This window comes from Nocardiopsis sp. CNS-639, from assembly GCF_000381685.1.
Lineage (GTDB): Bacteria > Actinomycetota > Actinomycetes > Streptosporangiales > Streptosporangiaceae > Nocardiopsis > Nocardiopsis dassonvillei.
The window spans coordinates 254090-267581 of record NZ_KB906855.1; the positions used below are offsets into that span (position 1 = coordinate 254090).

The 13492-nt window shown below is 72.6% G+C and carries 12 protein-coding genes; 7 read left to right on the forward strand and 5 right to left on the reverse strand.

Features of this window, described 5'->3' with window-relative positions:
- Positions 1-35: 35 nt before the first annotated feature.
- On the reverse strand, positions 36-1406 hold the full coding sequence (gene gdhA, locus G011_RS0103720) for an NADP-specific glutamate dehydrogenase (RefSeq protein WP_019607294.1): 1371 nt from the start codon (positions 1404-1406) through the stop codon (positions 36-38).
- Between the two features lie 456 nt (positions 1407-1862).
- On the opposite strand from gdhA, the gene G011_RS0103725 reads away from it, so the two are divergent.
- Both G011_RS0103725 and G011_RS0103730 read left to right on the forward strand, forming a co-directional pair.
- Entirely contained in the window at positions 1863-2909 is a 1047-nt protein-coding gene (locus G011_RS0103725) for a Gfo/Idh/MocA family protein (protein ID WP_019607295.1), read from the forward strand.
- Between the two features lie 118 nt (positions 2910-3027).
- Positions 3028-3861: a phosphotransferase gene (locus G011_RS0103730; protein WP_019607296.1), complete on the forward strand. Its 834-nt coding sequence runs from the start codon at positions 3028-3030 to the stop codon at positions 3859-3861.
- A 33-nt stretch (positions 3862-3894) separates the two neighbouring features.
- On the opposite strand, the gene G011_RS0103735 is transcribed toward G011_RS0103730, so the two are convergent.
- Entirely contained in the window at positions 3895-4458 is a 564-nt protein-coding gene (locus tag G011_RS0103735; protein ID WP_019607297.1) for an XRE family transcriptional regulator, read from the reverse strand.
- A 32-nt stretch (positions 4459-4490) separates the two neighbouring features.
- Between G011_RS0103735 and G011_RS0103740 the strand changes: the two genes are divergently transcribed.
- Positions 4491-5018 (forward strand): GNAT family N-acetyltransferase, encoded by a 528-nt coding sequence (locus G011_RS0103740; protein ID WP_019607298.1) that lies wholly within the window; start codon positions 4491-4493, stop codon positions 5016-5018.
- A 207-nt stretch (positions 5019-5225) separates the two neighbouring features.
- A complete protein-coding gene (locus G011_RS0103745; RefSeq protein WP_019607299.1) occupies positions 5226-6185 on the forward strand; it encodes a DMT family transporter in 960 nt (319 codons plus the stop codon).
- Positions 6186-6315: 130 nt separating this feature from the next.
- Here the strand turns inward: G011_RS0103745 and G011_RS0103750 are convergent, their stop codons facing one another.
- The 3 genes from G011_RS0103750 to G011_RS0103760 are packed head-to-tail and all read right to left on the reverse strand — an operon-like array spanning position 6316 to position 9490.
- Positions 6316-7635, reverse strand: coding sequence for an ABC transporter substrate-binding protein (locus G011_RS0103750; protein WP_026337990.1), 1320 nt, complete (start codon positions 7633-7635; stop codon positions 6316-6318).
- 18 nt (positions 7636-7653) lie between these two features.
- Positions 7654-8529 (reverse strand): carbohydrate ABC transporter permease, encoded by an 876-nt coding sequence (locus G011_RS0103755; protein WP_026337991.1) that lies wholly within the window; start codon positions 8527-8529, stop codon positions 7654-7656.
- Positions 8519-9490, reverse strand: a complete 972-nt coding sequence (locus tag G011_RS0103760) for a carbohydrate ABC transporter permease (RefSeq protein WP_019607302.1) — start codon at positions 9488-9490, stop codon at positions 8519-8521. Before G011_RS0103760 ends, G011_RS0103755 begins: the two co-directional genes overlap by 11 nt.
- Positions 9491-9923: 433 nt before the next feature.
- On the opposite strand from G011_RS0103760, the gene G011_RS0103765 reads away from it, so the two are divergent.
- The 3 genes from G011_RS0103765 to G011_RS0103775 are packed head-to-tail and all read left to right on the forward strand — an operon-like array spanning position 9924 to position 13341.
- A complete protein-coding gene (locus tag G011_RS0103765) occupies positions 9924-11231 on the forward strand; it encodes a Gfo/Idh/MocA family protein (RefSeq protein ID WP_019607303.1) in 1308 nt (435 codons plus the stop codon).
- A complete protein-coding gene (locus G011_RS0103770) occupies positions 11231-12403 on the forward strand; it encodes a Gfo/Idh/MocA family protein (protein WP_019607304.1) in 1173 nt (390 codons plus the stop codon). The genes G011_RS0103765 and G011_RS0103770 overlap by 1 nt, the downstream gene beginning before the upstream one ends.
- The gene (locus G011_RS0103775) at positions 12400-13341 is read left to right on the forward strand and encodes a PmoA family protein (RefSeq protein ID WP_019607305.1); all 942 of its coding nucleotides are present in this window, start codon (positions 12400-12402) and stop codon (positions 13339-13341) included. Before G011_RS0103770 ends, G011_RS0103775 begins: the two co-directional genes overlap by 4 nt.
- Positions 13342-13492 lie beyond the last annotated feature (151 nt).

The following is a 13492-nucleotide window of genomic DNA, read 5'->3' on the forward strand; positions in this document are numbered from 1 at the left end:
CGGGGCGGGGCCTCCGGGGAGGCCCCGCCCCACCGTCAGATCAGGCCCTGGGCCAGCATCGCGCCCGCCACCCGCTCGAACCCGGCCACGTTGGCGCCCAGCACGTAGTCGCCCGGCGCCCCGTAGCGCTCGGCCGCCTCCTCGCAGCGGTCGTGGATGCCCGCCATCGTCTCGGCCAGCTCGGCCTCGGCGTGCTCGAAGGACCACGACGTGCGCCGCGCGTTCTGGCGCATCTCCAGCACGCTGGTGGCCACACCGCCGGCGTTGGCCGCCTTGCCCGGCGCGAACAGCACACCGGCCTCGCGCAGCACCTTGACCGCCTCGGGCGTGGTGGGCATGTTCGCGCCCTCCGCCACCGCCACCACGCCGTTGCGCACCAGCGTGCGCGCCGCGTCGGCGTCCAGCTCGTTCTGGGTGGCCGAGGGCAGCGCCACGTCGCACGGCACGTCCCAGATGCTGCCGCCCTCGACGTAGTGGGCGCCCCCGCCGCGACGCTCGGCGTAGACGCTGATCCGGGCGCGCTCGACCTCCTTGACCTGCTTGAGCAGGTCCAGGTCCAAGCCCTTGTCGTCCACCACGTAGCCGCCGGAGTCGGAGACGGCCACCACGTTCGCGCCCAGCTGCTGGGCCTTCTCCACCGAGTAGATCGCCACGTTGCCCGACCCGGAGACCACCACGCGCTGGCCGTCCAGAGCGCGGCCCGACCGCTCCAGCATCCGCTGGGTGAAGAGCACGCTGCCGTACCCGGTGGCCTCGGTGCGCACCCGCGAGCCGCCCCACTCCAGGCCCTTGCCGGTGATCACCCCGGCCTCCCAGCGGTTGGCCAGGCGCCGGTACTGGCCGAACAGGTAGCCGATCTCGCGGCCGCCCACGCCGATGTCCCCGGCCGGGACGTCGGTGTGCTCACCCAGGTGGCGGTGCAGCTCGGTCATGAACGACTGGCAGAACCGCTCGATCTCCGCCTCGGAGCGGCCCTTGGGGTCGAAGTCGCTGCCGCCCTTGCCGCCGCCGATGTTCATGCCGGTCAGGGCGTTCTTGAAGATCTGCTCGAAGCCCAGGAACTTGATCACGCCGAGGTTGACGCTGGGGTGGAAGCGCAGCCCGCCCTTGTAGGGGCCCAGCGCGCTGTTGAACTCCACCCGGAAGCCCCGGTTGACGTGCACCCGGCCCTGGTCGTCGCGCCAGGGCACCCGGAAGACCACCTGGCGCTCGGGCTCGCACAGGCGCTCCAGGATGCGCTGTTCGGCGTACTCGGGGTGCCGGGTCAGGGCCGGGGAGAGGTCGTCCAGGACCTCCAGCACCGCCTGCTGGAACTCCGGCTCGTCGGGGTTGCGGCGCACGACGTGCTCGTAGGCGGATCGGACTCCGGGGTGGTGGTCACGGCCTGCCTCGTCGGCGAAGGGCATGGGTGAACGTTCCTTTCAGCACAGGTGGAACGGGCACCCCACACGCCGTTGTGTCGGGAACCTCGAACAAGCGCACGCTGGCGCAACACATGGTGGTGATCCCAGGCCCTGAGGTCCTCACGCCTGCGGATCGTGGCTGTGTGAGGAGTGTATTACCTCGATGTAAACATAAATCCTCCGTGGCCGCGGTCGGCCGCCCCCTCCGGGGAACCGGTGTCGCCACAGGTCAGCGCGTGCTCGCACGGAGTCGTCACCGGGAGGGGACCCCCGGCCGCCGCGCGAGGCGTGTTTCCGTCGCGTTGCGCGTACGTGACGCCGCCCGGGGGCGGGTCCCGCCTCGCGGGCCCCGGCGCGTCCGCTCCCGTGCCCGCCGGGACCTCCGGGGACGGGTGCTCCCCTGACCCGGGCCGTGTAATCCCTTTGCCCCGCGACCGCCCGGGGGACGATGATGCCCCCATGCGCGTGGGAGTGGTGGGACTGGGGATGGGCCTGCACCTGGCGGCGTGGGCCGCCAGACTGGGCATGGACGTGGTGGCGGCCTGCGACCGCGACCCCGCCCTGCACGCAGCCGCCCGCGAGCGGCTGCCCGGCGCGACCCTCACCGACCGCTGGCGGGACCTGCTCGACCAGGACCTGGACGGGGTGGTCCTGGCCAACGACTTCGACGCCCACGCGCCCCTGGCTCTGGCCTTCCTGGACCGCGGCGTCCACGTGCTCTCCGAGACCGCCGCGTGCGCCGACGAGTCCGAGGCGAGGGCGCTGGTCGCGGCGGCCGACCGCTCGTCGGCGACCTACTCCCTGGCCGAGAACTACACCCTCCACCCGCACGTGCTGCTCGTCCGCGAGGCCGTCCGGGCGGGCGAACTGGGCCGGATCAGCCTCATCGAGGCCGACTACCTGCACGGCATGTCCCCCGAGGGCGTCGCCGGGCTGACCGGCGACCCCGCCCACTGGCGCGGGCGCATCGCCCCCACCGCCTACTGCACCCACTCCCTGTCACCGATCCTGGCGATCACCGGTGCGCACCCGGTGGAGGTCAGCGCGTTCACCGTGGACGAGGCCGCACCGCGCCAGGCCAGCACCATGGTGGTGCGCCTGTCCACGGGCGCCCTGGCCGTCACCCGCAACGGCTTCCTCCAGGGCGAACCCGACAGCCACTGGAGCTGGGTGTCGGTGCGCGGCACCCGCGGGCTGGCCGAGTCGGTGCGGGCGCGGGGAGAGCGCGCCTGGTCGGTGCGCGTGCGCCACGAGGGGTGGACCCGCCCCGACGGCGACGCCCACGAGGAGGAACGCGTCCCGCCCGCGCTGTCGCTGGACGGCGAGCCCGTGGAACGCGGGGCCGAGGGCACGGTGCGCCTGCTGCGGGGCTTCCGCGACACCGTCGAGTACGGCGCCGAGCCGCTGGTGCCGGTGCGCGCGGCCGTGGCGGCCTCCCTGGTCGGGGTGGCCGGGGCCGAGTCGCTGGCCCGGGGGTCGTGTCCGGTCCCGGTTCCGCCGCTGTGATCGGACTCTTTCCTGCTCCGGGGCGACCTGTGACGCGGCGCGGCCTCCCCTGGGACGGTCTCTGGCACTAGTTTCGGAGTGGACCCGCCGCCGCAGGTCCTCGACGCCGAGGAGAGCGATGACCCATCCGACCGATACCGACAGCGGCACCGACAACAGGGGGAAGCGGCTGGCCGGCGGCATGATGACCACGGTGTTCCGGTACGGCGGCCACGTCGTGCGCACCGCGACACCCGCCGCGCCCGCCATCCACGCCCACCTGCGCGCCTTGGGCGAGAGCGGATTCAGGGGCGCTCCGGTGCCGCTGCGGCTGCGCGACGACGGCCGGGAGGAGCTGACCTTCGTGGAGGGGGACGTCGCCCTCCCGCCGTTCCCCGACTGGGCGTTCACCGAACACACCCTGCGCTCGTGCGCCGAACTGCTGCGCCGTTACCACGACGCCGCCGCACGCGTGCCCGTGGACGCCTCGGCCGCCTGGAACACCGGCTCCACCGGGATGGCCGACCCCGAGGGCGGTCCCATCCTGTGCCACAACGACCCCTGCCTGGAGAACACCGTCTTCCGCCGCGGCCGGGCCACGGCCCTGATCGACTTCGACCTGGCCGCGCCGGGCCGCCCCGTCTGGGACGTGGCGGCACTGGCCTACTACCTGGTGCCCGCGCTCGACCCGGTCTCGGCCGCCGGGACCCCGCACGAGGGGAGCGACGTCGCGCACCGGCTGCGCCTCCTCGCCGACGCCTACGGGCTCTCCCCCGAGGACCGCCGCGCCCTGCCGGGGACGGTCGAGGAGTACACGGCCGTCGCCCGCGTCTTCGTGGCCGAGCGGGTCGAGAACGGTGACGGCCTGTTCGCCCGCGACCTGGAGCGGACGGGCGGGTGGGAGCGCTGGGACCGCCGCCAGGCCTGGCTGGCCGACCAGCGCGCGGTGTTCGTCGGAGCGCTGGTGTCCTGAGTCGGGCGGTGGTTCCCGGGCCCATCCGCCGCCTCAGGCCCCGCGCCGGGAGATGACCACCAGGTACCGGCAGTCCGCACCGGTCGGGTTGTGGAACTCGCACGGCTCGGGCGGGCCCAGGTGCAGGCAGTCACCCCGCTCCAGCACGTGCTCCACACCGCCCTCACGGAAGGCCAGCGTGCCCTCCAGCACCCAGATCTGGTGGTGGGTGAGGGCGTAGGCCTGAGCGGGGAAGCCCACCCGCGCACCCGGCGGCAGCTCCACCTCCACCAGTTCGATCGGGCCGCCGGACGCGGGCGAGACCGCGCGCCGCCGGTAGCCCGTCCCGGGGTCGGTCCACACGGGCTGCTCGTGCGCGCGGACCAGGCGGCGGTCGCCCTGCTCCGCGCGGGCGATCAGCTCCGACAGGGTGATGCCGAGCGCGGCGGCGATCCGCCCCAGCAGGGAGGCGGTGGGCTGTGCCTCGCCGTTCTCGATCCGGCTGATCATGCCCCGGGAGACACCGGACAGCTCGGCCAGCGCCCCTCCGCTCAGCCCGCGGGCCCGGCGCAGCTCTCGCAGGGTCGAAGCCAGGGCCGTGCCCAGTGTGTCGCTCATGGCGTTCACTATAGGGAGCAGAACTGAATAACATGGTCGACATGACTTCGATGCCGACCCTCACCGTCCGCGACGCGACCCCCGCGGACGCCCCGGCGTGCGCGGCGATCTACTCCCCCTACGTGACCGACACCGCGATCACCTTCGAGTACGAGCCGCCCACCGCCGAGCAGATGGCCGAGCGGATCGCCGCGGCCCAGCGGCGGCACGCCTGGATCGTGCTGGAGGACGCCGACGGGGTCGTCGGCTACGCCTACGGCGGGCCCTTCCGCGCCCGCGACGCCTACCGGTGGTCGTGCGAGGTCAGCGTCTACCTGGCGATGGGCCGCAGGCGCACCGGCGCGGGCCGTGCCCTGTACCGGGAGCTGCTGCCCCGCCTGGCCGGACGCGGCATGCGCACCGCCGTCGCGTGCATGACCCTGCCCAACGAGGCCAGTCTGGGCCTGCACCGCTCCCTGGGTTTCGAGGACGTGGGCGTCATGCGCCGGGTGGGCCGCAAGTTCGACGCCTGGCACGACGTCGCCTGGGCGCAGATCGACCTCACCCCCGCACAGGGCTGAGGCCGGTTCCACCGGTAGGGAGCGCGCTCCCCGCTCGGCCCGTACCCGCGCACCGGACGCCGAGGACGCGGTCGGCGAGGGCCGTGGTCCCCACCCCGCGCACAGCATCCGGTGCCGAAGGGCGCACGCCGCCCGAGGACTCCCCCGGACCCCGGCCGTATGCTCGTCAACGGTCCCATGTCCCCACCATCCCCCGGGAGCACCGCCGTGTCCGTCCCACCCGCGCGCCACCGGAGCTCGGGGCTGGCCTTCGCGCTCGCCTCGGCACTCGCCTTCGGCGGTTCGGGCGTCTTCGCCCGCCCCCTGCTGGACGCGGGGATGGACTCCCTCCACGTCACCTGGCTGCGTGTGGCCGGTGCGGCGCTGCTGCTGTTGCCCGTGGCCCTGGCCCACTGGCGCACCGCCCGCCGCCGCCCGCTGCTGGTCCTGGCCTACGGCGTCTTCCCGATGGCCGGGGTCCAGGCCCTGTACTTCGCCTCCATCGCGCGCATCCCCGTGGGCATCGCCCTGCTCATCGAGTTCCTCGGTCCGGTCCTGGTCCTGCTGTGGCTGCGCGTGGTGCGCCGCACCCGGGTCTCCCCCGCCGCCGTGGTCGGCGTGGTCCTGGCCGTGGCCGGGCTCGGCCTGCTGCTGGAGGTGTGGGCGGGCGTGCGCCTGGACGCGGTCGGCGTCGGGCTGGCGCTGGGCGCCGCCGCGGCGCAGGCCGTCTTCTTCCTGCTCTCGGACAGCATGGGCGAGGACACCCACCCGCTGGCCGTGGTGGCCTTCGGCTCCCTGGTCGCCGCGGTGCTGCTGGGCGTCCTGGCCCGGCCCTGGACGCTGCCCTGGCACATGCTCGCCGACCCGGTCGCGCTCGGCGGGTTCTCCTTCCCCGGCTGGGCGGCCGCCCTGTGGCTGGGCCTGGTGTGCACCGCGCTCGCCTACTTCCTCGGCATCTCGGCGGTCCGGCGGCTGTCCCCGCAGGTCGCCGGGGCGGTCGCCTACCTGGAGGTGGTCACCGCGATCGTGCTGGCCTGGGTGCTGCTGGGTGAGGCGCTCACCCCCGTGCAGGCCGTCGGCGCCGCCGTCATCGTCGCGGGCGCCCTCGTCGCCCAGACCGCCGTGCCCCCGGCCCCCGCGCCGCCGGAGTCCGACCCCGAGCAACCGCCTGTCACCGCCTCACCCTGAGGAACGGGCGACCGCGCACGGACGCCGCCGGAACGCCCCACCGGGCGGGCCGCACACGCGGGCGGGCCCGGCGGGAGGATCTCCTCCCGCCGGGCCCGCCCGTACGGTGGTGCCGGGTACGCGGCTCGGATCAGGCCTCGCCGGTGGCCGCCTCAACCTCCGACATGAACTGCTCCGCGGCCTCGGCCGGGGTCAGCTCGCCGAAGGTCAGGTCCTCGGTGACGCGCTTGGTGATGTCCACGACCTGCCCCGCGCCGATCGGCGGCGGCGGGTTGCCGTCCACGATCGTGCCCTCGATCTCGGACAGGAACACCGCGCTGCGGGCGTCGGCCTCGGGCAGAGAGTCGATGATGTGGGAGCGCACGTCCACGTTGGCGGGCAGACCGCGGTCGGCCAGGATCAGCTCGGCCGCCTCCTCGCTGTTGAGCAGGAAGTCCACGAACAGCGCCGCCTCCTCCGGGTGCTCGGTGCCCGCGGAGATGGAGTAGAACATGGCCGGCTTGAAGAACATGCCGGTGCGGTCCTCGGTGCTCTCGCCCGGGTAGCGCAGCAGTTCGATGTCGCGGCCGGAGGAGGCCGAGATGCCGCCCAGCTGGTTGGTCCAGAAGTGGGCCATCGCGCCCTGGTTGGTGGAGAGCACCGACTGGTCGGGGCCGCCCGCCTCGATCTCCACGCTCTCGGCCGCGCCGGGCTGGCCGCCGTTCTCCGTCAACTGCTCGGTGACGGAGAACCACTCCTCCAGCGTCTCCTGGGAGAAGCCGAGGGATCCGTCCTCGGCGTAGAGGTTCTCCCCGCGCTGGCGGGCGAAGATCTGGAAGCCCGTCTCGTTGTAGGACATGCTCTGCGTGCCCACGATCTCGCCGTCGGTGGCCTCGCTGATCTGGGCCGAGATCTCGACGTAGTCGTCCCAGGTCCACGTCTCGTCGTCGGGCATCTCCACGCCCGCTTCCTCGAAGGCCTGCGGGTCGGCAAGGATCGCGTAGGCGTTCACACCGGTGGCCACACCGAAGGTCTGCCCGTCCAGGTCGCCGCTCTCGGCCACCAGGGGGTCGATCCCCGACAGGTCCAACTCGACCTCGTTGAGGTCGAGCAGGGCGCCGCGGTCGCCGTACTCGCGCAGGTAGCGCTCCTCCTGCGTGATGATGTCGGGGGCGTCGTTGGCGGCGGTGCTGGTGGCCAGGCGGTCCCAGTAGCCGCCCCAGTCGGTGTACTCGGGGACGATGGTGATGCCCGGGTTCTCGGCCTCGAACAGGTCGATGACCTGCTGGGTGGTGGAGTGGCGGTCGTCCGCGCCCCACCAGGAGAAGCGCAGCTCGACCGTGCCGTCGTCGGGCTCGGAGCCGCCACAGGCGGTGGCCGCCATGACGACGGCGCCCACTCCCGCGGCCACGGAGAGGAAAGGACTGCGGCGACGGGCCTGGGGGCGCCCGTTGCCAGGGTGTGCGTGCATGTGTTCGGTTCCCTTCGACTACTTGATTCCGGTGGTGGCGATGCCCTTGACGAGGTATCGCTGACCCGCGAGGAAGAAACCGAAGACGGGGCCCAGGGCGACGATCGACATGGCGAACAGCGGACCCCAGGAGGTCTGCGAGGTCGAGTCGACGAAGGTGCGCAGGGCGACGGGGACGGTGTACATCGACGGGTCGGTGAGGAAGATCAGCTGGCTGAAGAAGTCGTTCCAGGTCCAGATGAAGGTGAAGATCGCGCTGGTGGCCAGGGCCGGCAGGGACAGCGGCATGATGATCTGGAAGAAGATGCGCACGTGGCCGCAGCCGTCGATGCGCGCCGCCTCGTCCAGGTCGCGGGGCAGTCCGCGGATGAACTGCACCATGAGGAAGATGAAGAACCCGTCCGTGGCCAGCAGCTTGGGCACGATCAGCGGCAGGAAGGTGTTGATCCAGTCCAGCTCGGCGAAGAGGATGTACTGCGGCACGATCACGACGTGGATCGGCAGCATGATCGTGGCCATCATGATGGCGAAGAACAGCCGCTTGCCGCGGAACTCCAGCCGGGCGAAGGCGTAGGCCGCCATCGAGCAGCCGATGAGGTTGCCCACGATCGCCCCGGCCACCACGATCGCCGAGTTGAGCAGGTAGTGGTGGAAGGGGAACTGGAGGGCGTTCCACCCCTCGGTGTAGTTGCCCGGGGTGAAGGTCTCGGGGATCAGGCCCGGGGCGCGGAAGATCTCCTCGGTGGGCTTGAACGAGCTGGAGAGCATCCACAGCAGCGGGTAGAGCATGACCAGCCCGAAGGCGATGAGCCCGATGTGCGTGATCAGCCGTCGTGTGTGTTCGGCCCGCGTGCGCTTCTGCGAGGTCACGGGAGCCGTCGTCTTAGTCGCCATAGAAGACCCAGTACTTGGAGGCGATGAAGTTCACCGCGGTGAACCCGCCGATGATCAGCAGCAGCAGCCAGGCCATCGCCGAGGCGTAGCCCATGTCGAAGGAGCCGAAACCGCGCAGGTAGAGGTAGAGCGTGTAGAAGAGCGTGGAGTCCGAGGGGCCGCCGGTGCCGCCGCTGACCACGAACGCCTGGGTGAAGGTCTGGAAGGCGTTGATGAACTGCAGCACCATGTTGAAGAAGATGATCGGGGTGAGCATCGGCACGGTGATGTTCCAGAAGCGGCGCACGGGGCCCGCCCCGTCCACCGCGGCGGCCTCGTAGTACATGGCGGGGATCTGGCGCAGACCCGCCAGGAAGATCACCATGGGCGCGCCGAAGGTCCACACGTTGAGCACGATCAGGGTGCCCAGCGCGTAGTCGGGGTGGGAGACCCAGCCCTCTCCCTGGATGCCGAAGAAGGCGAGCACCTGGTTGATCAGGCCCTCCGCGCCGAAGACCTGGCGCCACAGGATGGCGATGGCCACGCTGCCGCCGAGCAGGGAGGGCAGGTAGTACACCGACCGGTACAGGGGCAGCCCCCGCACGCCGCGGTCCAGGATCATCGCCAGGGCCAGGGCCAGGGCGAGCTGGAGCGGCACCGACACGAAGACGTAGACGAACGTGACCCTGAGCGCGCTGTGCAGGCGCTCGTCGTCGAACATCCGCTGGTAGTTCTCCAGGCCGACCCACTCGTAGTCGCCGATGAGGTTGTAGTCGGTGAAGGAGAAGTACAGGGAGGCCACGAGGGGGCCTGCGGTGATGAGCACCAGGCCGACGAACCACGGGGCCAGGAAGCCGTAGGCGGCGAGGTTCTCGTTCCGCTGCTTGCCAGGGGCCGGGCTCTTGCCGACCCTGCGGCGCGGCTTGGCGCCGGCCGGGGCGTCGGGGGCCTTGGCGGGCCGCCGTTGCAGGAGGGCGCTCACGGGGATCCACCCTCCTGTGGGGCCACCGCCGGAGCGCTGGCGGGCGCGTGCGGTCCTGGATTCATGGAAACTGCCAATCTCGTTCGGAGACGCGTACGCTGTGGGCGAGAACACGTGATGAACTGCCGAAACATGTTCTGGTAAGCGCTATCCACGTACTAAGATGTTCAGTTTCTAGCACCGGGTTACATGGGTGTCAACGGCAGGTTTCCCGAAAACTGTGATCCAAGCCCCATATCGTTACGCTTCCGGCGGCCCCGGAGGCGCGGATTTTGCCGTGCGCTTTCCTCCCCCGCGCTCGTTCGCACGAGAAATCCCACCCTCCGAAGTGGATGCGCTACTCTCCGCCATGCGTCACGGGAGTGCGGACGCTCGGACACGTCTTGGTCGACACCCTTGTCGACTGGATGGGAAAGCGTTTACCATGCCCTGTGTGAACCACACCACCCCACGCAGGTACGCGATCGTCGGCACCGGATCCCGCGCCCGGATGTACACCCGGGCCCTGACCGGCACCCACCGGGACCGGGGACGTCTGGTCGCCCTCTGCGACACCAACAGCACCCGCATGGCCGTGCACAACCGCATCGTCACCGACGCCGGGCTCGACGCCGTGCCGACCTACTCCCCCGACGACTTCGTCCGCATGCTCAAGGAGGAGAGGGTCGACGAGGTCATCGTCTGCACCGTCGACCGCACCCACGCCGACTACGTCGTCGCGGCCCTGGACGCCGGGCTCGACGCCATCACCGAGAAGCCCATGACCGCCGACCTGGAGGGGCTGCGGCGCATCAACGAGGCCCAGGCGCGCACCGGGGGGCGGGTGACCGTCGGCTTCAACTACCGCTACAACCCCGTCCACCGCCAGCTGCGCGACCTCATCGCCTCCGGAGTGATCGGCGAGGTCGGCTCGGTGCACTTCGAGTGGCTGCTGGACCTGCGCCACGGCGCCGACTACTTCCGCCGCTGGCACCGCGACAAGACCCAGTCCGGCGGCCTGCTCGTGCACAAGGCCAGCCACCACTTCGACCTGGTCAACTGGTGGATCGGCGCCCGCCCCACCGACGTGTTCGCGTCGGGGAGGCTGTTCTTCTACGGCGACGACAACGGCCGCCGCCACGGCCTGGCCGCCGACTACGAGCGCGGCCACGGCGAGGACGCCGCCCAGAGCGACCCCTTCGCCCTGCACATGGACGACAGCGCCGACCTCAGGGCCCTGTACCTGGACGCCGAGCACGAGGACGGTTACCGGCGCGACCTCAACGTCTTCGGACCCGGCATCACCATCGAGGACGACATGTCCGTGCTGGTCGGCTACGACACCGGCGCGCGCCTGACCTACCACCTGGTCGCCTACGCGCCCTGGGAGGGCTACCGGATCGCGATCACCGGCAGCCGGGGCCGCCTGGAGCTGGACATGACCGAGTTCGAGTACACCTCGCCCGAGCAGGACGAGACCACGCCCGTGCGCGGCATGCCCGCTCCCAAGGAGCACACCAGCGCGCGGCTGTGGCTGCGCCGCCATTGGCAGCCCCCCGAGGAGATCCCCGTGGCGGTGGGCGAGGGCACCCACGGCGGCGGCGACCAGCTCATGCTCGACTCGCTGTTCGGCGGCGAGGACGACGGCATCCGCCCCGACCACTCCGACGGCGGCAACGCCCTGCTCACCGGGCTGGCGGCCAACGCCTCCATCGCCTCGGGGGCCCCGGTCCGCGTCGCCGACCTGCTCGGGGGCAGCTGATGGGCGAACCCGTGCCCGTGCTGCTGGCCGGGGTCCACGGCCACGGCCGCGCCCACCTGCGCTCCCTGCGCGAGCTGGCGCAGAGCGGCCTGGTCCGGCTCGTGGGCGTGTGCGACCAGCGCCCCGTCGCCGCGGACGACGACCTGGAGGGGCACGGCGCGCTGCCCTGCCACGCCGACCTGGGTGAGGCGATCGAGAGCACCGGCGCGCGGATCACCGTCCTGGCCACGCCCATCCACACCCACCTGCCCCTGGCCCGCACCGCGCTGGAACACGGCTCCCACCTGCTGCTGGAGAAGCCCACCACCGCGACCCTGGCCGAGTTCGAGGAGCTCACCGCGGCCGTGGACGCCTCCGGGCTGGCCTGCCAGGTGGGCTTCCAGAGCCTGGGGTCGGCCGCGGTGGAGGCCGTGCGCACCCTGGTGCGCGAGGGCGCGGTGGGGCGCGTGCGCGGCATCGGCGGTGCGGGCACGTGGGTGCGCACCTCGGCCTACTACGACCGCGCCCCCTGGGCGGGGCGCCGCCGCCTCCAGGGGCGCGACGTCGTGGACGGGGCGCTGACCAACCCCTTCGCCCACGCCCTGGCCACCGCGCTGGCCGTGGCCGGAGCCGCGACCGAGGCGCCGCGGGACGTGGAGCTGGAGATGTTCCACGCCCACCCCATCGAGGCCGACGACACCTCGTGCGTGCGCGTGCGCACCGCGGAGGGGCTGCCCATCACCCTGGCGGTGACCCTGTGCGCGCCCGAGCACCTGCCGCCGCGCCTGGTGGTCCACGGCGACCTGGGGCGCATCGAGTTCGAGTACACGCTGGACCGCGTCACCGTGCACCGGCCGGGCCGACCCCCGGCCACCACCACGCACCCGCGCACCCACCTGTTGTCCAACCTGGTCGAGCACGTGCGCGGGGGCGAGCCGCTGCTGGTGCCGCCCCAGGCCACCCGGGCGTTCATGCACGTGCTCGAAGCGGTGCGCACCGCGCCCGACCCGGTGGCGCTGCCCGCGGGCATGCAGCACGTGTACCGCACCGAGGAGGGGGTGCGCCGGATCATCCCCGGCATCGACGCCCTCGTCCACCGCAGCGCCGAGCACCTGGCGCTGTTCTCCGAACTCGACCCCGCCTGGTCCCCCGCGGCCCGGGCGGGAGCGACCGACGCGAAGGCCACGCCGTGAACACGCTGACCCTGGACGGCCGCGTCCTGGCCGTCCTCAGGGACGGGACCGACATCGAGCCGACCCTGTCGCCGCGCCCCTACCTGCACCCGGTGCGCACCCTCGCCGGGGTGCCGGTCACCGAGGAGCGGCCCGCCGACCACCTGCACCACTTCGGGGTGGGCGTGGCCGTGCCCGACGTGTCGGGGGTGAGCTTCTGGGGCGGGCGCACCTTCACCCGCGACCGGGGGTCGGTGCTGCTGGACAACCACGGCCGTCAGCGGCACGTGTCCTGGCTGGAGCTGGCCGCGGACCGCCGTGTGGAGGCGCTGTCGTGGACCGGCCCGGACGGGGCCGAGATACTGAGCGAGGAGCGCACCGTGCGGGCCGCGGGCCTGGACGGGCGCACCTGGGTGCTGGACGTGCGCACACAGCTGCGCAACACCTCGGGGCGCGACCTGAGCATCGGCAGCCCCGCCACCAACGGCAGGCCCGGTGCCGGGTACGGGGGCCTGTTCTGGCGCGCGCCCGTGGCCGCGGCCCCGCCCGCCGTCGTGGGCGCGGGCGGGCTGGAGGGAGAGAAGGCCCTGCACGGTTCGCGTGCGGAGTGGCTGGCCCTGGTCGGCGGTGAGGGCGCCGGGGCCGCTGCGGGAGAGGGCACCGGAGGCCGTGGTGCCGGGGACGGCGGCGCGACCGCGGGCGGAGCCGCGGGTGCGGCCGGGGCCGTGGACGGGGGGTGGACCCTGGTCTTCCTCCAGCCCGGGGAGCACACCGACCCGTGGTTCCTGCGGGCCGAGGACTACCCGGGGGTGGGACCCGCGCTGGCGTGGGACACGCGGCTGCCCCTGCCCGAGGGCGGGCGCCTGGAGCGGCGGCTGCGCGTGGCGGTGCGCGACGGGCGCGCCGACGGGGCCGGGGAGCTGGCGGCCCTGGCCGAGGCCGCCCGGAACCTGCCCTAGCCCGGAATCCGCCCCGGTGCGGTGACCGCGAAGGGCCGCCGGACCGCTTCTTGCTCTTCTGTGCCGTTCGGGGCTGGCCCCCTTCCGCCGCACCGACCCCGGGGCGGCCAGCCCGCCGACCGCCCCGGGTCCGTGCCCGGGAGATGACGGG

Excerpts from the sequence above, each read along its gene's own strand:
- gdhA (WP_019607294.1), bottom strand. The coding sequence starts at position 1,406 with ATGCCCTTCGCCGACGAGGCAGGCCGTGACCACCACCCCGGAGTCCGA.
- G011_RS0103725 (WP_019607295.1), top strand. The coding sequence starts at position 1,863 with ATGCGCGTGGGAGTGGTGGGACTGGGGATGGGCCTGCACCTGGCGGCG.
- G011_RS0103730 (WP_019607296.1), top strand. The coding sequence starts at position 3,028 with ATGACCCATCCGACCGATACCGACAGCGGCACCGACAACAGGGGGAAG.
- G011_RS0103735 (WP_019607297.1), bottom strand. The coding sequence starts at position 4,458 with ATGAGCGACACACTGGGCACGGCCCTGGCTTCGACCCTGCGAGAGCTG.
- G011_RS0103740 (WP_019607298.1), top strand. The coding sequence starts at position 4,491 with ATGGTCGACATGACTTCGATGCCGACCCTCACCGTCCGCGACGCGACC.
- G011_RS0103750 (WP_026337990.1), bottom strand. The coding sequence starts at position 7,635 with ATGCACGCACACCCTGGCAACGGGCGCCCCCAGGCCCGTCGCCGCAGT.
- G011_RS0103755 (WP_026337991.1), bottom strand. The coding sequence starts at position 8,529 with ATGGCGACTAAGACGACGGCTCCCGTGACCTCGCAGAAGCGCACGCGG.
- G011_RS0103770 (WP_019607304.1), top strand. The coding sequence starts at position 11,231 with ATGGGCGAACCCGTGCCCGTGCTGCTGGCCGGGGTCCACGGCCACGGC.